Here is an 18,515-nt window from a genome sequence, read left to right on the forward strand (position 1 = left end):
CGAGACCTGGCCATGTCCCAAGACATCCACGCCCACCGCATCCTCATCCTCGACTTCGGCTCCCAGTACACCCAGCTCATCGCCCGCCGCGTGCGCGAACTGGGCGTCTATTGCGAGCTGCACCCCTTCGACATGGACGACGCCGACATCCGTGCCTTCGCTCCGCGCGGCATCATCCTCGCCGGTGGTCCCGAGTCGGTCCATGAGGCTGGCAGCCCCCGCGCACCCAAGGCGGTGTTCGACCTGGGCGTGCCCCTGTTCGGCATCTGCTACGGCATGCAGACCATGGCCGAGCAGCTCGGCGGCAAGGTCGAAGGCTCCAACATCCGTGAATTCGGCTATGCCAAGGTCGACGTGGTCGGCAAGAGCCGCCTGCTCGAAGGCATCGAAGACCACATCGACGACGACGGCGTGCTCGGCCTGGACGTCTGGATGAGCCATGGCGACAAGGTCGGCAAGCTGCCGGACGGCTTCCACATCGTTGCCAGCACCCCCAGCTGCGCTATCGCTGCCATGGGTGACGACGAGCGCGGCTGGTACGGCGTGCAGTTCCACCCCGAGGTGACCCACACCAAGCAGGGCGGCCGCATCCTCTCGCGCTTCCTCAAGGACATCTGCGGCTGCGAAGCCCTCTGGACCCCGGCCAACATCGTCGAGGACGCCATCGCCCAGGTGCGCGCCCAGGTCGGCAGCGCCAACGTGCTGCTGGGCCTCTCCGGCGGCGTCGACTCCTCGGTGGTCGCGGCCCTGCTGCACAAGGCCATCGGCGACCAGCTGACCTGCGTCTTCGTCGACAACGGCCTGCTACGCCTGCACGAGGGTGACCAGGTGATGGCCATGTTCGCCGAGAACATGGGCGTCAAGGTGATCCGCTCCAATTCCGAGCAGCGCTTCCTGACCAACCTGGAAGGCGAAGCCGACCCGGAGAAGAAGCGCAAGATCATCGGCCGCACCTTCATCGACGTCTTCGACGCCGAGGCCAGCAAGCTCGACAACATCAAGTTCCTGGCCCAGGGCACCATCTACCCCGACGTCATCGAGTCGGCCGGCGCCAAGACCGGCAAGGCCCACGTCATCAAGTCCCACCACAACGTCGGCGGCCTGCCCGAGGAGATGAACCTCAAGCTGGTCGAGCCGCTGCGCGAACTGTTCAAGGACGAGGTGCGCAAGATCGGCCTGGAACTGGGCCTGCCCTACGACATGGTCTACCGCCACCCCTTCCCGGGTCCGGGCCTGGGCGTGCGCATCCTCGGCGAAGTGAAGAAGGAATACGCCGACCTGCTGCGCCGCGCCGACGACATCTTCATCACCGAACTGCGCAAGGCCGACTGGTACCACAAGGTCAGCCAGGCCTTCGTCGTCTTCCAGCCGGTGAAGTCCGTCGGCGTGGTCGGCGACGGCCGCCGCTACGCCTGGGTCGTCGCCCTGCGCGCGGTGGAAACCATCGACTTCATGACCGCCCGCTGGGCCCATCTGCCCTACGAGCTGCTGGAAAAGGTCTCCAACCGCATCATCAACGAAATCGACGGCATCTCCCGCGTCACCTACGACGTCTCGAGCAAGCCGCCGGCGACGATTGAGTGGGAGTGATGCTGCGGCCGGCATAGACCGGTACGTCTAGCAGAAAAAGCCAAAAGCCCGCGTAATTGCGGGCTTTTGGTTTTTTGACGAGGGTGAATCCTTGCAATTATTTATGACCGATCGCTAGCGGCCGGTCAGCACCAAAAGGAAAGGGCGATTATCCGTCGAACGCGCCACAGGAGTGTCTAGACGCTTACGTGGAAAGTTGCATCTGACTTGACCAGCCATTTGCCTCGGATGTGACCAGCGCACGGGGTAGGTCTTGACCGGCAGGAATCGACCCATAGCTGCCCTTCGCTCACAAACGCTAACCATCGATGCGGGCACATGTGTTTTCGGGCTACACGCGCAACACAAAGTTTTCCAGCAAATTATACCTTGGCACTCTGGCGTGTACTTAAATCTGCACTGCCATGAAAAATGCGGATTTATTTACCTAGAAATTCTGAAGTTGTCTTATTGCGATTTCTTAGGGCGCAGTAATAGCGGGCTTGGGGCCGGTGATGGGTTGGTAGCCAAACCTTCATTCAATGCGTAGATCCTCACTTTGCACACGTATTTGCTCTCGCAAAGTTTCCAATGAGCAGCGAAACGGGCCCTGGAGCCTCAACCGCTGGAAAGTGATTCACGTTCGCCAACACCTCTAAGGTGACGCTGGGCAGTGCTTCCAGCAACGTGGGGGTGCATACGGCCATTGGCGCAGGCACATCCTTTTCCCCGTGGATAATCAGGGCAGGAGCCCGAACGTCGCTGTATCTTTCTCCCACAGTGCTATTAATTAGAGCTTGCGCGTTGCCGAGCATTGAATGGACTGGCCACTTGGCGGCCTCCATTGCTATGGAGGGCGACAGACCGAATGAGATGTAAAAGGCCACCCGGTCAGCCGGCTTCGTCACGGCACTCATCAAGGCTTCTACATCGAGACCAAGTGACACAAGTTGAGCGCCCGATAGGTGCGTCCCGATGTACACTAGGCCAGCGACCCGCTCGGGATACTGGAGATACAAGCTGGAGATAATATTCCCACCCATTGAGTGGCCCACTAGGACAGCAGGTTGATCAATACCCGCGGCATCCATCACGACTGCAACGTCCTTGGCGCTCTGCTCGACACTGTACATGTTCAGGTCCAAAGGCTTGTCCGAGCGGCCATAGCCTCGGGCATCCAGGACTACGCAGCGGAACGCCGCGCTCAAGCGTTCGACCTGCTCATGCCAGATATCGGATATGCCCATGTAGCCTGGCACGAAGACCAGCGTAGGCCCCTGGCCATGTACTTCATAGAAAATGTGCTGCGAGTCATCAGACATAGCCCAAGGCATCGTGTCTCTCCGTTATTTAGGTTGGAGATACCTTACCCGTGGCTCAGCCACTCAAAAATAGCTAGAATTTCGCAATGGCCGCGAAAAAATGCACAGATGATGTAAACCCCTGCGTCACACGCTGGGATCACCTTAAGGTTGTCCTTGCGATAAGCCGTGGAGGTACGCTATCGGCGGCAGCGAGAGCGCTTGGTGTAGAGCACTCGACCATCTCTAGACAGCTGGATAGCGTCGAACGAGAGTTGGGTATCCGGATTTTCGAAAGAGGTGCTAAGGGACTCATCCTTACAGCTCCTGGGCGGTCTGTTGTAGAGAGCGCCACGCGGATGGAGCAGGAGACCGATGCTCTACTCAGGCGCCTAGATGCCGCAGGTGAAACCGTATCGGGAACCGTGCGACTTACCACTACCCCATTTCTGGCGGGAAAGCTGCTTGCTCCAGCATTGCCTGCGCTCGCTCGCCAGTATCCTCATCTGCGCATAGAGCTTCTTGGAGACAATCGGCAACTTGATGTTTCCAAGCGTGAAGCGGATGTCGCTGTTCGACTCTCCCGCCCTACCGCTCCAGGACTAGTCACGCGCAAACTGGCTGATGTCGCTTCCGCGTGGTACGCAGCGGCCACTGACCCACGAAGCCTGGAGGACCAGTGGTTCCTTAGTTACGACGACGCATCGGGCCACACCACCCCTCAGCGCTACATTGATAGTGTCGTCCCATCAGACAGAATCCTTCTACGAGCCAATAGCACTTTCTCTTTGATGGAGAGCGTGCGCGCTGGCCTTGGCTGCGCCCTTCTCCCCAGCTTTGCCGCTGAGGCAGATGGTGACTTTCGGCGAATCCAAGTGACCCCTGCGTTCCAGCCGATGGCCCTTTGGTTGGCCTACCACGAAGACCTGCGGCGGAGCCCTAAGCTGCGAGCGGCAATCGCTTTCATCGAGGATGTAACGGCTAGCGTTCTCACGAAATAATCGCAGCAAGACTCGAGCAGCAGCCGCGGTATGGCCCAATCCCGATCGTATAGCGGCATAAAGCTTTGCCGCAGGTCGCGAAACTCTTTTGTCGGCACATCCCACCGCTCTTCCAGGCGCTCCAACACCACAAAAAACTGCCGAACGTTTGGCATTGAGGATCCTCTGAGCAGCTTCCCCGATATGTGCTGTGGCCTAGTAGCGCTGAGGCTCCATCGTAGAGCAAGGTCTTCGCCGCTGCTGTGCATCGTCTGAAGCTATTTTCTGACCCAAAAAGGGGAAAAGGGACAGATTTCTTTTCTCTACTTTAGACGTTAGTTCTGGGACGTTAGCCGTCCTCAGCGAAGGGCAGCTATGGGTCGGTAGCGGTCGCTTGTCGACATCAGCTTCTGGCCGCCAGCAGCCAAGGAATGATCACATCACGGTATTCATTTTCTAGGACCGGCGGGCGAAGCGTGTCGCGCAAGCAAGTATGTCTCTGTCGGCTTTTCGCGAGCTACAGGATTGCAGGATCAAGCCCATGCTCAATGGCCTGACCTAAACTCCCTGAAGATTCTGAATGAAGTGGCATGAGTGACTACGTAAACCCAGGCGAAGCAAGGTGTTGCGGGATTACGGTTGTGAACGGACGTGGCTGAACCAGAGGTCGCTACTTGGACATGCACTTGCGTCGCACCTGATACCTCCTACGAATCAACCCGCCAACACCTCAGCCAAATGCTCCCCTTCCAACCAACCCCTAATATCACTCGCCCGCATCGGCTTGGCGAACAGATAGCCTTGGGCCCAAGTACACCCAAGATTCTTCAACGCACCCAGTTCTGCCGCGGTCTCCACCCCTTCCGCGATGCATTCCAGCTGCATGTCCTGGCACAAGGCGATCAGGGATCTGACGATCTTCACGCTGGCCGGGTCGAGGTGGAGGTTGGTGACGAAGGTGCGGTCCACCTTGAGTTTGGTCAGGGGTAGCGCATGGATCTGGCTCAGGCTGGAATAGCCGGTGCCGAAGTCGTCGAGGGAGATGCCGCAGCCCAGTTCGCGAAAGCGGCTGATGGCGCGCTGGGTCTGGGGCAGGTCCTGGATGGCGGCGGTTTCGGTGATTTCCAGGTCGAGGCAGGCTGGGTCGAACGGGCTGCGCTTGATCAGTTCGACGATCTGCTGGGCGGCTTCCTCGGAGGCACAGTCGTGGGCGGAGAGGTTGAAGGCCAGGCGGATGCCTGCAGGCCAGCGCGCGGCCGCGTTCAGGGCCTTGTTCAGCAGGGGCAGGGTGAGTCTATTGACCATGCCGACGCGCTCGGCGGTGGAGATGAAATCGCCCGGCGGGACGTTGCCCAGCTCCGGGCTTTCCCAGCGGGCGAGGGCCTCGAAGGCCACGGTCTGCTTGCTGCGGATGTCCACGATGGGCTGGAAGACCATGTAGAACTCGCGCTCCAGGTCAGCCCGGCGCAGGGCCTGTTCGGTCAGGCCTTCGCGATTAAGTTGCTGGCGATGGGCGGTGCTGAACAGGCAGGCCGTGCCGGGGCCGTGGCGCTTGCTCTGGTAGAGGGCGTAGTCGGCATGCTCATAGACGTCCGTGGCGGAAAAGGCCTGGTCGGGAAAGGTCGCGAGGCCCAGCGAGCCACTGATCTGGATGGGCAGGTCCACCAGCAGGAAGGGCTCGCGCAGGCTGGCGCAGACCCTTTCGCCAAATGCCCGCAGCTGCTCATCGTTCAAGACCCGGGTGATGATCAGGCTGAATTCGTCGCCGCCCAGGCGGGCCAGGTGGACGTCCTCGCCCTGCAGCCTGCTCAGGCGCTGGCCGACCTGACAGAGCAATCGGTCGCCCACGCTATGGCCATAGAGATCGTTGACCGGCTTGAAGCCGTCCAGGTCGATCAGGCCCACGGCCAGGCGAGTACCCTGGGCGCGCGCATCGGCCAGCAGCGTATCGAGGCGGGAGAAGAATTGCCGTCGATTGGCAAGGCCGGTCAGGCTGTCCTGGTTGGCCAGCTTGAGATTTTCCTCGCTGAGTTTCGCCGTTTGCGCCTGCATGTTCACCAGGCGGGTGAAGTCGCCGTACTGTGCCTTGAGGATGACCAGCATGGCGATGGACACCAGCAGGACATCGATCGCCGTGGCCACGAAGGTGACGATGCTGGTGGAGGCGAAGAACACCACGAAGGCGGTGTTGACCACGGCGGTGGTGGCCAGGGCCGCGGGCAGCAGGTGCATCATGCAGAAGATGCAGCCGATCACGGTGATCGCCATGTAGAAGCCCACATGCGCCTGGGTATAGCTGTCGCCATAGGGAAACAGCGCCAGCGACCAGGCAGTGAAGGCCGAGGCCACGATGGGCGCGAGCCGGTTGGTGCGCTTCAGGGCCGAGAGCATCTGCGCCGGACTGCGCGGCCGATTGCGCGTGCGGACCCATTCCGCCGCCCGAATCACACCGAACAGGGTCATGATCAACGGGCAATACACTGTCAGCCAGCGTGGCGCCACGGCATAGTGGGTGCCGGCCAGCATCAGGGTGTTGGTCAGCAGGATGAAGTACATCATCGGCAGCTGGCGCGACAGCGCGAGGTATTGCGCCTTGATCAGGCCAAAATTGTCCTTGGGCACGGACATCAGGGCGCGCACGCCGAGCAGGAGTCTCTTCATCGGGCAATGCTCTGAAAATACGACCAGGTAACCAACTGCATGGATATCCTTTCCAGCCTGGGCGGAGCAGGGTTGAAGGCTGCGCTCATGGGAGGGTGTCGGCTGGCGCTTGGATTTCTGCAACCTTGGCGACTAGTGGCACTTTGATCTTGTTCGAATAGCCAATCGTCATAGTTATAGGCGAGGCGAATGCCGGTGAACAGCCTTAACGATTGCCGACGACCAAGGGCTCGACTGGGACCTCCAGTGGTCGTTCAGCGATGAGGTTCTTGGTCTCTGGCCGCTTTTCCGGTTAGCCGAGCGCGAGACATCGCCCAGGCGCAGCTTTTTAGCGCAGGCGCTGCGCGACGGGTGGTGCCAGGCCGCCATGAAAAAGCCCGCCATTAGGCGGGCTTTTTCAGGTCCAGGCCGCTCAGCCTAGCTTGGTTAGCAGGGCATCCGCCGCAGCTTCCGAGCTGGCCGGATTTTGGCCGGTGACCAGGTTGCCGTCCTCGACCACGAACTCGCCCCAGTCCGGGCCCTTCTCGTAGCGGGCGCCGAGCTTCTTGAGTTCGTCTTCCACCAGGAAGGGCACCACGTCGGTGAGTTGCACGCCGGCTTCTTCGCTGTTGGTGAAGCCGGTGACGGTGCGGCCCTTGACCAGCGGGGTGCCGTCGGCGGCCTTGACGTGGCGCAGCACGCCGGGGGCGTGGCAGACCAGGCCGAAGGGCTTGTTGACCTGGGCGAAGGCTTCGAGCAGGGCGATGGAGTCGCGCGATTCGGCGAGGTCCCAGAGCGGGCCGTGGCCGCCGGGATAGAAGAGGCTATCGTAGTCCTCGGCCTGCACCTCGGCGAGCTTGACGGTGCTGGCCAGGGCCTGCTGCGCCTCGGGATCTTTCTTGAAGCGTTCGGTGGACTCGGTCTGGGCGTCGGGGGCGTCGCTCTTGGGGTCCAGCGGCGGTTGGCCGCCGGCGGGGGACGCCAGGGTGATCTCGGCACCGGCGTCCTTGAAGACGTAGTAGGGGGCAGCGAATTCTTCCAGCCAGAAGCCGGTTTTCTTGCCGGTGTCGCCGAGCTGGTCATGGGAGGTCAGGACCATCAGGATCTTCATCTCGGTTTCCTCTTGCACGCGGGGTGGGTGTGGTTAGACAGACCCCGGATGCGTCCGGCTAGTGCCCCTGAGAGGTCAAGGCTGGGAACCAGCGCTCGCTGCCCCGCCCGTGGAAGGGGCAGGGCAGCGTAGGGGATCAGCCCCAGTTACCGATGCCGCGCTCGCCAGCGGCGACGGTAGAGGCCACGTCGGTGAGGTCGTGCGTACCCACCAGTTGGATCAGGGAGTCCGAGGCGTCGATCTGGCCGCGGTCGCTGCCGTCATGGAAGACGTAGGTGTCCTTGCCATAGTGGAAGACCGCGGCGTGCACGTCGCCGGTGGTGGTCTGGACCACCTGCTGCAGGGCGGCATAGAGGCTGGTCGCGCCCTTGAGCGCGGCATCCGCCACGGTGGTGACCGCCGAATCCACGAACAGCGAGGAGCCGAAGACGATCTGGTCGTCCTTGGCGTTGTAGTCGGTCACGGTCACGTGATTGGCCGCCAGGGAGCGGTTGGCGGCGGCGCTGCTGGAACCGTCGAAGTTGACCAGGCTGGAGGTGAGCAGGCTGAGGGTGTCACGGCCTTCACCCAGGGTCACGGTGGCGCCGTGGCCATAGTTGCCGCGTACGGTGGCGTTGTGGGCAGCCACCCCTTCGGTGAACAGCAGGTCGACGAAATCGTTGCCGGCACCGGCCTTGATGACGATGTCGGCCTGCTGGATATGGGCGCCGATCTGGTCGTTGCCGGCGCCGCTGTCGACGGTAAGGGTCTTGACCCGGCAGTTGCTCAGGGCGGCCACGCTGTCGAGTTCCGGCGCGGCGATGGTGCTGACCTGGATCAGGTCGTTGCCGCTGCCGGTGGTCACGCTTTTCAGGAAGGCACTCTGGCTGGAGTAGAGATGATCCAGGCCATGCTCGTAGCCATTGAGGAAGTCGATCGACAAGCCGGCGGTGGACCTGGAGCCGTCGAAGGTCTGCAGGCCGTCGAAGTTGTCGAGGGTGATGATGTCGCCTTCGTGGAACTGGTTGTCAGCGGTGTCGGTGAGGCTGACGGTGAGCTTGGCGATGCTCGAATCCAGGGTGCTGTCGCTGGCGGTGGCGCCGCGGGTATGGCCGTCGAGGCGCGTCAACTGGCCTTCCCAATGACCGGTCAGGGTCAGCTCGCTCAGGCTGGAGGCGGCCGCATAGTGCGGGCCCTTGGCGTCGAAGGTCTTGGCGAAGCCGACGTATTCGGGCGCGGTATTGATGTCGAGGGTGAGCCGGGGCTGGCTCTGGAAGGCGTAATAGGTGACGCCGTCGGAGGTGCCAGCGGGCTTGGCGGGGGCGGCGGTCAGCGGCGCCTTGGTGGCGGCAGCGGTGAACAGGGGAGCGGCGGTGTCCAGGGGATTCTTGTAGGTCATGGCGGTCATCCTTAAATGCATGTCAGGCCGAGCGCTCGCTGGACACGTTCTCGCGTGGGGCAAGACGTTTCATACAGCTGAACGTCACGCCGACAGTGCCTAGCTTTCCACGGATCTACAGCGAACCACGCCGCAATTTCATCGGGCCACTAGCGGGATGCCGCTAAACGGTAGTGCGCTAAAAGTTCAATAGGCAGACGATTAAGGCGACCAACAGCGCGATCAGCACCGGTGACCAGCGGGTATGCAGGAGCATCAGGGCCAGGGCTGCCAGGACGACATCCGTCAGGTTGCGGATCGCACCCGTCCACACCGGATCGTAGAGCGCCGCGAGCAACAGGCCGACCACCCCGGCGTTGAGTCCGGTCAGCGGGCGTTGCCAGCCGGGGTGCTGGCGCAGCGTCTGCCAGAAGGGCAGGGCTGCGAGCAGGATCAGGGCGCCGGGCAGAAAGATCAGCAGGGTCCAGACCAGGCCGTTGAGCCAGGCGGGCAGGGCCCCGGGCACCAGGGTCCCGAGGTAGGCGGCGAAGGTGAACAGCGGGCCGGGCACCGCCTGCGCGAGACCGTAGCCGGCCATGACCTGGCCATCGCTGACCAGGCCGCTGGGCACCACCACCGCCTGCAGCAGCGGCAGCACCACATGGCCACCGCCGAACACCAGGGCGCCGGCGCGGTAGACACCCGCGGCCAGATTGCCCCAGACAGGTAGGAGCAGCAGCGGCAGCAGGAACAGCAGCAGGGCGACCACTCCCAGACGCCGGGAAAGTCCCGTTTGCAGGCTCGGAGTCGGCGGCGTGGCGGCGGGCGTCAGGGCGAGACGTCCGATCAGGGCGGCCAGCCCCAGCCCCAGCAGTTGGCCCGCCGAACCGGGCAGCCAGAGCGCCAGGCCGGCCGCGACCAGCGCCAGGAGGCGACGCGGCGTATCCGGGCACAGCGTGCGGCCCATGCTCCAGACCGCCTGGGCCACCACCGCCACGGCAAAGACCTTGAGCCCATGCACCACGCCCGAGTCGGCCAATCCCGGAACGTGGGCGAGGCCCAGGGCGAACAGGATCAGCAGCAGGGCGGAGGGCAGGGTGAAACCGAGCCAGGCCGCCAGCAGACCCCACCCACCGGCGCGCCCCAGGGCCATGCCGACCTGGCTGCTGGTCGGACCAGGCAGCAGCTGGCAGAGCGCGACCAGCTCGGCATAGGCGGCTTCATCCAGCCACTGGCGCCGCGTGACGAAGGCCTGGCGGAAGTAGCCGAGGTGGGCGATGGGGCCGCCAAAGCTGGTGCAGCCCAGGCGCAGGAAGATCAGGAAGACCTGCCAGGCGCTGCCCTTATCGCGGGCGATGTCGCGCATGGCGGCCCGATCAGCCGCGCGGCGTCGCAGAAGGAGCCACCACCTCGCCGTCTTCCTTGACGAAGGGTCCGCGCTGCGGCGCGGGCAGGATCTCCAGCACCCGTTCCGAGGGGCGGCAGAGCCGGGTACCCAGGGCGGTCACCACGATGGGCCGATTGATCAGGATAGGGTGCTGGAGCATGGCGGCGATCAGGGCCGCGTCATCCAGCTGCGGATCGTCCAGGCCCAGTTCGGCATAGGGCGTACCCTTCTGGCGCAGCAGCTCGCGCACCGGCATGTCCAGGTCGGCGATCAGTCGCTCCAGCTGCGCCCGCTCGGGCGGTGTCTCCAGGTAGTGGATGACCGTCGGCTCGACGCCGCTGTTGCGAATCAGGCCCAGCACGTTGCGCGAGGTGCCGCAGGCGGGGTTGTGGTAGATCGTGATGGTGCTGTTCATGGACGGTCTCGACGGTGGGAAGGGGCACCTCGTTCGTACCAGCCACGCGAGCCGTTCACCAGGCGCACGACCAGCAGCATCAGCGGTACCTCGATCAGGACACCCACCACGGTAGCCAGGGCGGCGCCCGAGTGGAAGCCGAACAGGCTGATGGCGGCGGCCACCGCCAGTTCGAAGAAATTGCTGGCGCCGATCAGCGCCGAGGGACAGGCCACGCTGTGGCTCTCGCCCACCAGGCGATTCAGCCAGTAGGCCAGGGCCGAATTGAACAGCACCTGGATCAGGATGGGCACGGCCAGCAGGATGATCACCAGCGGCTGCGCCAGGATGGCCTCGCCCTGGAAGGCGAACAGCAGCACCAGGGTCGCCAGCAGGGCGCCCATCGAGAGCGGTCCCAGACGGGTCAGGGTGCGCTCGAAGGCGGCCTGACCCTGGCGCAGCAGCGCCCGACGCCAGAGCTGGGCGAGGATCACCGGCAGTACCAGGTAGAGGACCACCGAGAGCAGCAGCGTGGCCCAGGGCACCGTGATCGACGACAGGCCCAGCAACAGGCCGACGATGGGGGCGAAGGCGAAGACCATGAGGGTATCGTTCAGCGCGACCTGGGACAGGGTGAACAGCGGATCGCCCTGGGTGAGTCGACTCCAGACGAAGACCATGGCCGTGCAGGGCGCCGCTGCCAGCAGGATGAGGCCGGCGATGTAGCTGTCCAGCTGGTCGGTCGGCAGCCAGGGCGCGAAGAGCTGCCGAATGAACAGCCAGGCGAGCAGCGCCATGGAGAAGGGCTTGACCGCCCAGTTGACGAACAGGGTGACGCCGATCCCGCGCCAGTGCTGGCGCACCTGGCCGAGGGCGCTGAAATCCACCTTGAGCAGCATCGGTACGATCATGACCCAGATCAGCAGGCCGACCGGCAGATTGACCTGGGCCACCTCGATCCGGCCAATGGCGCGGAACAGGCCCGGTGCCAGCTGGCCGAGGGCGATGCCGGCGAGGATGCAGAGCGCGACCCAAAGGCTGAGGTAACGCTCGAAGGTGTTCATGGCGGGTGTTACCGGTGGGCAGGCGGGGGGGCTGTGCATGGCGGGCCTGGTCTTGTGGTTGGCGGTGGAGGGACGGAGGTCAGCAGGAACAGCGCGGCGATTCGCTGACTGCGCAGTCGTCGCCAGCGCAACAGTGCTCGGTCAGGTAGCCGAGCAGGGCATTCATCCGGTCATAGGCCGCGCGATAGATGAGATTGCGGCCCTGCTGTTCCACCGACACCAGACCGGCATTGGCCAGCTCCTTGAGGTGGAATGAGAGGTTGCTGCGGGCTACCTCGAGCTGATCGGCCAGCTGGCTGGGCGTGAGCCCGGTCGTGCCTGCGACCACCAGGGCACGAAAGACGCTCAGGCGCTGGGCGTGGGCGAGGGCGGCGAGGGCGGAAACGGCAAATTCTTCATTCATGGTTCAATAATACAAGGATAGGTGAATTATTGAATGATAGAGCGTGGCGAGCGCCTGGTCGAGCCGCTGCTTAGCGGCGCAACTGCCGCAGCGCTTCCAGCACCTGCTGCAGCGGGCGACCCAGGGGTTTGTCGCGACGCAGCACCAGGGCCAGGGTGCGGGTCAGGGGCGGTGCCAGCGGCTGGACCCTTAGCCCGTGGCGATGGTGCTCGGTGGCCACGGCGATGCCGGGCACCAGGCTGTAGCCGAGGCCGGCAGCCACCAGTTCCTTGAGCGCCTCGATGCTGCCCAGCTCCATCACCGGCCGGCTGGCCTGGCCGGCGCGGCGGAACCAGTCGTCGATCAGCAGCCGGGTGCTGCTGCCGGTCTCGAAGGCCAGCAGCGGCGCCTCGGCCAGGTCTGCTGGCGCCAGGGCGCGCGCTGGCAGGGGGCTGGCGGGGGGCAGCAGGGCGACGAAGGCATCCTCCAGCAAGGGCTCGACCTGCAGGTTGCGGCCACTGGCGGGCAGGGTGACCAGGCCCAGGTCGAGGCGGTTGTCTTCCACCGCCCGCAGGACATCCAGGGTGTTGCCGGTGCTGACCCGCACATCCAGCTGCGGAAAACGCTGGCGCAACTGGCCCAGCAGCGGCGGCAGGAGATGGATGCAGGCGGTGGCGCCGGTGCCGATGGCGACGCGTCCGCTGACCGTTTCGCCATGACTGGCCAGCGCCTGCAGGGCCTGGTCCACCGCGGTCTGGATCCGTTCGGCGTGATCCAGCAGCAGACGGCCCGCCGCGGTGGGCTTGAGGCCACGTCCCAGGCGCTCCAGCAGCTTCAGGCCCAGGCGGCGCTCCAGCTGGCGGATCTGCAGGCTGACCGCCGGCTGGCTCAGCCCCAGGCGATCGGCCGCGGCGGAAAAGCTGCCGGTGGCGACGACCTGGACGAAGGTCTGCAGCTGAGTGAGGTTTAGGTCGGCCATGCCAAGGTTTCCCTTATACCGGTGATAACCGAGCATAGCTTTATCTTTGACTGGCCGTCCCGGCATGATCGCCTCATCGACCCCGCGAATGGACCTCTCCCGTGAACACCGCTCTGCAGTTGCGCGATGCCACCCCCGCCGATCTGCCGGCCATCCAGGCCATCTATGCCCCGCACGTGCTGCATGGCTGCGCCAGCTTCGAGCTGGAACCGCCGGACCTGGCCGAGCTGGAACGCCGCCTGGCCGCGGTGCGCCAGGCCGGGCTGCCCTATCGGGTGGCCGAGCTGGATGGCGAGGTGGTCGGCTACGCCTATGCGGTGCTCTATCGCCCGCGACCGGCCTATCGCCATACCGCGGAAGACTCGGTGTACGTCCGCGACGGCCTGGGCGGCCAGGGTATCGGCCACCGGCTGCTGGAAGAGATCGTCGCGGCCTGCACGGCGGCGGGCTTTCGCCAGCTGGTGGCGGTGATCGGCGACAGTGCCAACCGGGGCTCCATCGCCCTGCACCAGCGACTGGGATTTCGCACCGTCGGCACCTTCGAGGCGGTGGGTTTCAAGCACGGGCGCTGGCTGGACACGGTGCTGATGCAGCGCAGCCTGGGTGAGGGCGAGCGGACCCCGGGTACGCGCTGATGACGCCGATGCCGAGCGATCGCGCCATCTGGCAGCTGGGGCTGATGCAGTTGCTGGCCTGGGGCCTGGCCTTCTACCTGCCCGGGGTCTATGGCCCGGCGATGGCCGCGGGGCTGGGCTGGGACGCGCGCTGGGTCTATGGCGGCTTTTCCCTGGCGATGCTGACCATGGGCCTGGTCTCGCCCTTCAGCGGCGCGGTGATCGAACGCCTGGGCGGCTGCCGCACCCTGCAACTCGGCCTGGTGCTCGATGCCCTGGGTTGCCTGGGCCTGGCCGCGGCGCAATCGGCGCCGTTGTTCTACCTGGCCTGGGTGACCCTGGGCGTGGGCATGCGCCTGTCGCTGTACGACGCCGCCTTCGCCACCCTGGCGCGACTGGCCGGCGAGCGGTCGCGGGTGGTGATGGTGCGCATCACCCTGCTGGGCGGGCTGGCGTCGGCGGTGTTCTGGCCACTGGGGCATTGGCTGCTGGAGGGGCTGGGCTGGCGCCTGGGGCTGGTGGTCTATGCCGGCATCGCCCTGGCCGGCCTGCTGTTGCTCCTGCCGCTGCCCAATGTACGCGGACGCCTGCCCAATGCCGAATTGCCTCCTACGGCGGAAGGCCACTCGCCACGTCTAGCTGGCGTGCTGTTCGCCACCGGGATGGCATTGATCGGCTTTCTTTCAGCCGGGCTATCGGCGCACCTGCCGGCGCTGCTGGCCGAGCGGGGTGTGCCGGTAGGGGTGGCGGCGTTGTGGGGGATCGGCCAGGTCTGTGCGCGGCTGGCGGAGCTGGCCTCCGGACAGCGACTCTCGGCGCGCCAGCTCAATCTGTTGCTGGGCCTGGGCCTGCCGCTGAGTTTCGCCCTGGCGCTGGCGAGCGAAGGCCATCTGGGCCTCACCGCCGGCTTCGTCTTTCTCTATGGCGCCCTCAACGGCCTGGTGGCGGTACTGAGAGCGAGCCTGCCGCTGGAGCTGTTCGACCGGGCGCTCTATGCGCGCCTGACCGGCAAGCTGCTGGCGCCGAGCTTTCTGCTCTCGGCGGCCGCGCCCTGGTGTTATGCCCTGGCGCGGGAGAGTTGGGGTGATCGCGGTCTGCTCGGGCTGTGCCTGTTGGTCAGCCTGGGCGTGACCCTGGCCGCGGTGGGGCTGCTCGGACGATGGCGTCCGGCGCCAGCCTGAGGCGGGCGCCAGCGTACGCGCTAGTTCAGGCGACGGGCGAACTGACCCACCGCACCCACCACGCGCTGGGCGCCGTCCTGGATCTCGGTGATGCGGGTGCCAGCGGCGTTGGCCAATTGCAGGCCCTGTTCCGCCTGGTGCTTGCTCGCCGCCATGTTGGCCACGGCAGTCTGCGCCAGCTGCTGGTTCTGCTGCACCACGCCGACGATCTCCTCGGTGGCCTTGCTGGTGCGGCCGGCCAGCTGGCGGACCTCGTCGGCCACCACGGCGAAGCCGCGGCCCTGCTCGCCGGCCCGCGCCGCTTCGATGGCGGCGTTGAGCGCCAGCAGGTTGGTCTGCTCGGCGATGCCGCTGATGGTCTTGACGATGGTGCTGATCACCAGTGACTGCTCGCCCAGGGCCTCGATGCCGTTGGAAGCCACCTGCAGCTCCTCGGCGATCTTGCGCATCACCGAGACGGTGTTCTGCACCACTTCGGCACCCTGACGGGCGCTTTCGTCGGTCTGCTGGGAGATGTCGAAGGCGACCTTGGCCGCCTCGGCCACCGCCTGTTCCTGTTCCACCTGCTCGGTGATCACGGTGGCGAACTTCACCACCTTGTACAGCTCGCCGCGGGTGTTGAGTACCGGGTTGTAGGAGGCTTCCAGCCACACGGTACGGCCATGGCTGTCGAGGCGCTTGAAGCGGCTGGCGATGAATTCGCCGCGATTCAGCCGCGCCCAGAACGCCTGGTAGTCGGCGGAATTGGCTTCTTCGCTGGTGCAGAACTGCCGGTGGTGCTTGCCCTGGATCTGCTTGAGCGAATAGCCCATGCCCTGCAGGAAGCGGTCGTTGGCGGTGAGCACCTCGCCGGCCAGGTTGAATTCGATGACCGCGGTGGATCTCAGCAGGGCATTGATCAGGCCGGAGTGCTCGGTGGAGGTCTCCACCTGTTCGGTACAGTCATTGCCGTAGCAGATGGTCTTGTGGATCCGGCCATCGGCGTCGCGCAGCGGCTGCCAGGTAGCATACAGCCAGGCTTCCTGGCCGTTGGCCCGCAGCAGACGGTACATGCCGCTGGTCTGCTGGCCCTGGCTGAGCGCACTCTTGAGGTCGCGATAGCAGGGCAGTTGTTTGACGTATTCCGGAATGAAGGCGTCCAGCGGACGCCCCACCACGTTCTCGGCGCGATAGCCCATCTCGCGGCAGAAGCGCTCGTTTACCCGCTCGATGTTGCCGCGCTCGTCCACGGTAAGGCTTAGCGCCTGGCTTTCGAAGCCGGCGTGCAGCTGACGCAATTCGGCGACTTCGGCGCGCAGTTGGGCGAGTTCGGTCTTGAGAGGGCGATTGAACATGGCAGGACACCGAGAGGAGTGAAAGTATGACTTCCACTACTTCGACGGTGCCGGGATTTTCTTAAGGGGAGCGCAGCGACTTTCGACTAAAGCCGCAAGCGTCAGGCCTGCCGGCTGGCGATGAAACGCCGGAAGACGGCCAGGGTGGCCTCGCTGACGTGGTGCTCCATGCCTTCGGCATCGCGCCGTGCGGTATCGGCGTCCACGCCCAGGGTCAGCAGGAAGGTCTCCACCACATGGTGGCGGGCGCGACTGGCTTCGGCCAGGGCTTCGCCTTCGGGGGTGAGGAAGACGCCGCGATAGGGGCGTTGCACGATCAGGCCGGCGGCGGCCAGGCGCTTGAGCATCTTGGCCACGGTCGGCTGGGCCACGCCGATACGCGCGGCGATGTCCACCTGACGGGCTTCACCGCCGTCCCGGATGAGATCGGAAATGAGCTCGACATAGTCTTCGATCAGCTCCTGACGATGCGCCTCGCGGACCTGTTGAAAACCTTCCATGTGAATGGATGGATCGACCAACCGATTCAGCAGTTCGTCGTCCTTTGTCATGTTGCCCACCTGAATGACCTTCTCCGCAAAGACCTGAGGCGCGTCGAGAGGACGCGATCGGGCGCCATTTTGACCGAGTTGCGGGCGAATACCAAAGTTTCCTTCGCCAATGGGCGTTATCGACGGATGAGATAGAGATTTTTTATTGCTGGATGTGTGAATTTTAGCCTAGGCTAAATTCTCCAAAGGGTAGTCCTACCTTGCCGCACGAGTCCGCCATGAAAGAATCCGCCAGCTACGTCGAGCCTGCCTGGCAGGAGTCTGCGCCGTCCGCCCGGCCCAGCCTGGGGCGGATGAATGCCAGCGTGCCAGTGCCCGAGGGCGGCAGCTGGCTACGGCGGCTGCTGGCCTTTCTCGGCCCCGGCTACATGGTCTCGGTGGGCTACATGGATCCGGGCAACTGGGCCACGGACCTGGCCGGCGGCTCGCAATTCGGCTACCTGCTGCTGTCGGTGATCTTGCTCTCCAACCTCATGGCCATCCTCTTGCAGGCCCTTGCCGCACGGCTGGGCATCGCCACCGGGCTGGACCTGGCCCAGGCCTGCCGCGCGCGCTATTCCCGGCCGGTGAGCCTGCTGCTGTGGATCGCCTGCGAGATCGCCATCATCGCTTGCGACCTGGCCGAGGTGATCGGCACCGCCATCGCGCTGAATCTGCTGTTCGGCATCCCGCTGATGTGGGGCGCCATCCTCACGGCACTGGACGTCTTTCTCATCCTGCTGCTGATGAATCGCGGCTTTCGCTGGCTGGAAGCCTTCGTCATCGCCCTGCTGACGCTGATCTTCGTCTGCTTCGGCGTACAGATGGTGCTGGCCCAGCCGTCCATCGCCGCGATCGCCGACGGCTTCCTGCCCAAGGCGGAAATCGTCACCAATCCGGCCGCGCTCTACCTGGCCATCGGCATCATCGGCGCCACCGTGATGCCCCATAACCTCTATCTGCATTCGTCCATCGTGCAGACCCGCGCCTATCCGCGCACCGAGGAAGGTCGCCGGATGGGCCTGCGCTGGGCGGTGGCCGACAGCACCCTGGCCCTGATGCTGGCGCTGTTCGTCAACGCCGCCATCCTGATCACCGCCGCGGCGGTGTTCCACAGCGCCGGGCGCACCGATGTGGCCGAGATCCAGGACGCCTACCACCTGCTGTCGCCGATGCTGGGCGTGGGTATCGCCTCGCTGCTGTTCGCGGTGGCGCTGCTGGCCTCGGGCATCAACTCCACGGTCACCGCGACCCTGGCCGGCCAGATCGTCATGGAAGGCTTCCTGTCGCTGCGCATTCCCGACTGGGCGCGGCGGCTGATCACCCGCGGCATCGCCGTGATCCCGGTGGTGGTGGTGACCGGTCTCTATGGGGAAAGCGGCACGGCCAAGCTGCTGGTGCTGAGCCAGGTGGTGCTGTCCATGCAACTGCCCTTCGCGGTGATCCCCCTGGTGCGCTTCGTCTCGGATCGCCAGCTGATGGGCTCTTTCGTGATCGGGCGGGTCATGCAGGTGCTGGCCTGGGCGATCGCCGGGCTGATCGTGGTGCTCAATGTGAAGCTGCTGGCCGATACCCTGGTGGGTTAGCCGACATCTGAGGTCTGATGACCTTTGGTGGCTCTGGAATGCTGGTTTGGGAACTTCCGAAAGCGTGACGGTATCAATCCGTTACCACAATAAGTTCTTCCCATAA

The 18,515-nt window shown here is 64.6% G+C and carries 16 protein-coding genes; 5 read left to right on the forward strand and 11 right to left on the reverse strand.

Annotation, left to right across the window (positions count from 1 at the left end):
• The first annotated feature begins 12 nt into the window (after positions 1-12).
• The gene (gene guaA / locus EC839_RS00780) at positions 13-1,590 is read left to right on the forward strand and encodes a glutamine-hydrolyzing GMP synthase (protein ID WP_027598294.1); all 1,578 of its coding nucleotides are present in this window, start codon (positions 13-15) and stop codon (positions 1,588-1,590) included.
• A 533-nt stretch (positions 1,591-2,123) separates the two neighbouring features.
• Here guaA and EC839_RS00785 read toward each other — a convergent pair.
• Positions 2,124-2,891: an alpha/beta fold hydrolase gene (locus EC839_RS00785; protein WP_165904643.1), complete on the reverse strand. Its 768-nt coding sequence runs from the start codon at positions 2,889-2,891 to the stop codon at positions 2,124-2,126.
• An 86-nt stretch (positions 2,892-2,977) separates the two neighbouring features.
• Here EC839_RS00785 and EC839_RS24810 point away from each other — a divergent pair, with 86 nt between their 5' ends.
• Complete coding sequence (locus tag EC839_RS24810; protein ID WP_132831812.1) at positions 2,978-3,871, forward strand: LysR family transcriptional regulator; 894 nt, start codon at positions 2,978-2,980, stop codon at positions 3,869-3,871.
• Between the two features lie 693 nt (positions 3,872-4,564).
• Here the strand turns inward: EC839_RS24810 and EC839_RS00795 are convergent.
• From EC839_RS00795 to EC839_RS00830, 8 genes are all read right to left on the reverse strand, one after another.
• The gene (locus EC839_RS00795; protein ID WP_132831813.1) at positions 4,565-6,511 is read right to left on the reverse strand and encodes a bifunctional diguanylate cyclase/phosphodiesterase; all 1,947 of its coding nucleotides are present in this window, start codon (positions 6,509-6,511) and stop codon (positions 4,565-4,567) included.
• A 412-nt stretch (positions 6,512-6,923) separates the two neighbouring features.
• A complete protein-coding gene (locus EC839_RS00800; protein WP_132831814.1) occupies positions 6,924-7,601 on the reverse strand; it encodes a type 1 glutamine amidotransferase domain-containing protein in 678 nt (225 codons plus the stop codon).
• A gap of 136 nt (positions 7,602-7,737) precedes the next feature.
• Positions 7,738-8,979 (reverse strand): hypothetical protein, encoded by a 1,242-nt coding sequence (locus tag EC839_RS00805; RefSeq protein WP_132831815.1) that lies wholly within the window; start codon positions 8,977-8,979, stop codon positions 7,738-7,740.
• A 178-nt stretch (positions 8,980-9,157) separates the two neighbouring features.
• Positions 9,158-10,324 carry a chromate efflux transporter gene (chrA, locus tag EC839_RS00810; RefSeq protein ID WP_132831816.1) on the reverse strand — a complete coding sequence of 389 codons (1,167 nt, stop codon included), beginning with the start codon at positions 10,322-10,324 and terminating at the stop codon, positions 9,158-9,160.
• A gap of 10 nt (positions 10,325-10,334) precedes the next feature.
• Positions 10,335-10,760: an arsenate reductase (glutaredoxin) gene (gene arsC, locus EC839_RS00815; RefSeq protein WP_132831817.1), complete on the reverse strand. Its 426-nt coding sequence runs from the start codon at positions 10,758-10,760 to the stop codon at positions 10,335-10,337.
• A complete protein-coding gene (gene arsB, locus EC839_RS00820) occupies positions 10,757-11,803 on the reverse strand; it encodes an ACR3 family arsenite efflux transporter (RefSeq protein ID WP_132832170.1) in 1,047 nt (348 codons plus the stop codon). Before arsB ends, arsC begins: the two co-directional genes overlap by 4 nt.
• A gap of 79 nt (positions 11,804-11,882) precedes the next feature.
• Positions 11,883-12,206 (reverse strand): helix-turn-helix transcriptional regulator, encoded by a 324-nt coding sequence (locus tag EC839_RS00825; protein WP_132831818.1) that lies wholly within the window; start codon positions 12,204-12,206, stop codon positions 11,883-11,885.
• Positions 12,207-12,276: 70 nt separating this feature from the next.
• Positions 12,277-13,200 carry a LysR family transcriptional regulator gene (locus tag EC839_RS00830; RefSeq protein ID WP_132831819.1) on the reverse strand — a complete coding sequence of 308 codons (924 nt, stop codon included), beginning with the start codon at positions 13,198-13,200 and terminating at the stop codon, positions 12,277-12,279.
• Between the two features lie 65 nt (positions 13,201-13,265).
• Here EC839_RS00830 and EC839_RS00835 point away from each other — a divergent pair, with 65 nt between their 5' ends.
• Entirely contained in the window at positions 13,266-13,799 is a 534-nt protein-coding gene (locus tag EC839_RS00835) for a GNAT family N-acetyltransferase (RefSeq protein WP_132831820.1), read from the forward strand.
• Entirely contained in the window at positions 13,799-14,959 is a 1,161-nt protein-coding gene (locus tag EC839_RS00840; protein ID WP_132831821.1) for an MFS transporter, read from the forward strand. The genes EC839_RS00835 and EC839_RS00840 overlap by 1 nt, the downstream gene beginning before the upstream one ends.
• Positions 14,960-14,979: 20 nt before the next feature.
• Here EC839_RS00840 and EC839_RS00845 read toward each other — a convergent pair whose 3' ends face one another.
• Positions 14,980-16,293: a PAS domain-containing methyl-accepting chemotaxis protein gene (locus EC839_RS00845; RefSeq protein WP_132831822.1), complete on the reverse strand. Its 1,314-nt coding sequence runs from the start codon at positions 16,291-16,293 to the stop codon at positions 14,980-14,982.
• Between the two features lie 101 nt (positions 16,294-16,394).
• Positions 16,395-16,844, reverse strand: a complete 450-nt coding sequence (gene mntR / locus EC839_RS00850; RefSeq protein ID WP_017640022.1) for a manganese-binding transcriptional regulator MntR — start codon at positions 16,842-16,844, stop codon at positions 16,395-16,397.
• A gap of 218 nt (positions 16,845-17,062) precedes the next feature.
• Between mntR and EC839_RS00855 the strand changes: the two genes are divergently transcribed.
• Positions 17,063-18,409, forward strand: a complete 1,347-nt coding sequence (locus EC839_RS00855; RefSeq protein ID WP_132831823.1) for an Nramp family divalent metal transporter — start codon at positions 17,063-17,065, stop codon at positions 18,407-18,409.
• Positions 18,410-18,515: the final 106 nt, after the last annotated feature.

Source organism: Pseudomonas sp. JUb52 (assembly GCF_004341115.1).
Taxonomy (GTDB): Bacteria; Pseudomonadota; Gammaproteobacteria; order Pseudomonadales; family Pseudomonadaceae; genus Chryseomonas; species Chryseomonas oryzihabitans.

What these genes read in the sequence shown, in the direction of transcription:
- guaA (WP_027598294.1), top strand. Translation starts at nt 13, where the DNA reads ATGTCCCAAGACATCCACGCCCACCGCATCCTCATCCTCGACTTCGGC.
- EC839_RS00785 (WP_165904643.1), bottom strand. Translation starts at nt 2,891, where the DNA reads ATGTCTGATGACTCGCAGCACATTTTCTATGAAGTACATGGCCAGGGG.
- EC839_RS24810 (WP_132831812.1), top strand. Translation starts at nt 2,978, where the DNA reads ATGGCCGCGAAAAAATGCACAGATGATGTAAACCCCTGCGTCACACGC.
- EC839_RS00795 (WP_132831813.1), bottom strand. Translation starts at nt 6,511, where the DNA reads ATGAAGAGACTCCTGCTCGGCGTGCGCGCCCTGATGTCCGTGCCCAAG.
- EC839_RS00800 (WP_132831814.1), bottom strand. Translation starts at nt 7,601, where the DNA reads ATGAAGATCCTGATGGTCCTGACCTCCCATGACCAGCTCGGCGACACC.
- EC839_RS00805 (WP_132831815.1), bottom strand. Translation starts at nt 8,979, where the DNA reads ATGACCTACAAGAATCCCCTGGACACCGCCGCTCCCCTGTTCACCGCT.
- chrA (WP_132831816.1), bottom strand. Translation starts at nt 10,324, where the DNA reads ATGCGCGACATCGCCCGCGATAAGGGCAGCGCCTGGCAGGTCTTCCTG.
- arsC (WP_132831817.1), bottom strand. Translation starts at nt 10,760, where the DNA reads ATGAACAGCACCATCACGATCTACCACAACCCCGCCTGCGGCACCTCG.
- arsB (WP_132832170.1), bottom strand. Translation starts at nt 11,803, where the DNA reads ATGAACACCTTCGAGCGTTACCTCAGCCTTTGGGTCGCGCTCTGCATC.
- EC839_RS00825 (WP_132831818.1), bottom strand. Translation starts at nt 12,206, where the DNA reads ATGAATGAAGAATTTGCCGTTTCCGCCCTCGCCGCCCTCGCCCACGCC.
- EC839_RS00830 (WP_132831819.1), bottom strand. Translation starts at nt 13,200, where the DNA reads ATGCTCGGTTATCACCGGTATAAGGGAAACCTTGGCATGGCCGACCTA.
- EC839_RS00840 (WP_132831821.1), top strand. Translation starts at nt 13,799, where the DNA reads ATGACGCCGATGCCGAGCGATCGCGCCATCTGGCAGCTGGGGCTGATG.
- EC839_RS00845 (WP_132831822.1), bottom strand. Translation starts at nt 16,293, where the DNA reads ATGTTCAATCGCCCTCTCAAGACCGAACTCGCCCAACTGCGCGCCGAA.
- mntR (WP_017640022.1), bottom strand. Translation starts at nt 16,844, where the DNA reads ATGACAAAGGACGACGAACTGCTGAATCGGTTGGTCGATCCATCCATT.
- EC839_RS00855 (WP_132831823.1), top strand. Translation starts at nt 17,063, where the DNA reads ATGAAAGAATCCGCCAGCTACGTCGAGCCTGCCTGGCAGGAGTCTGCG.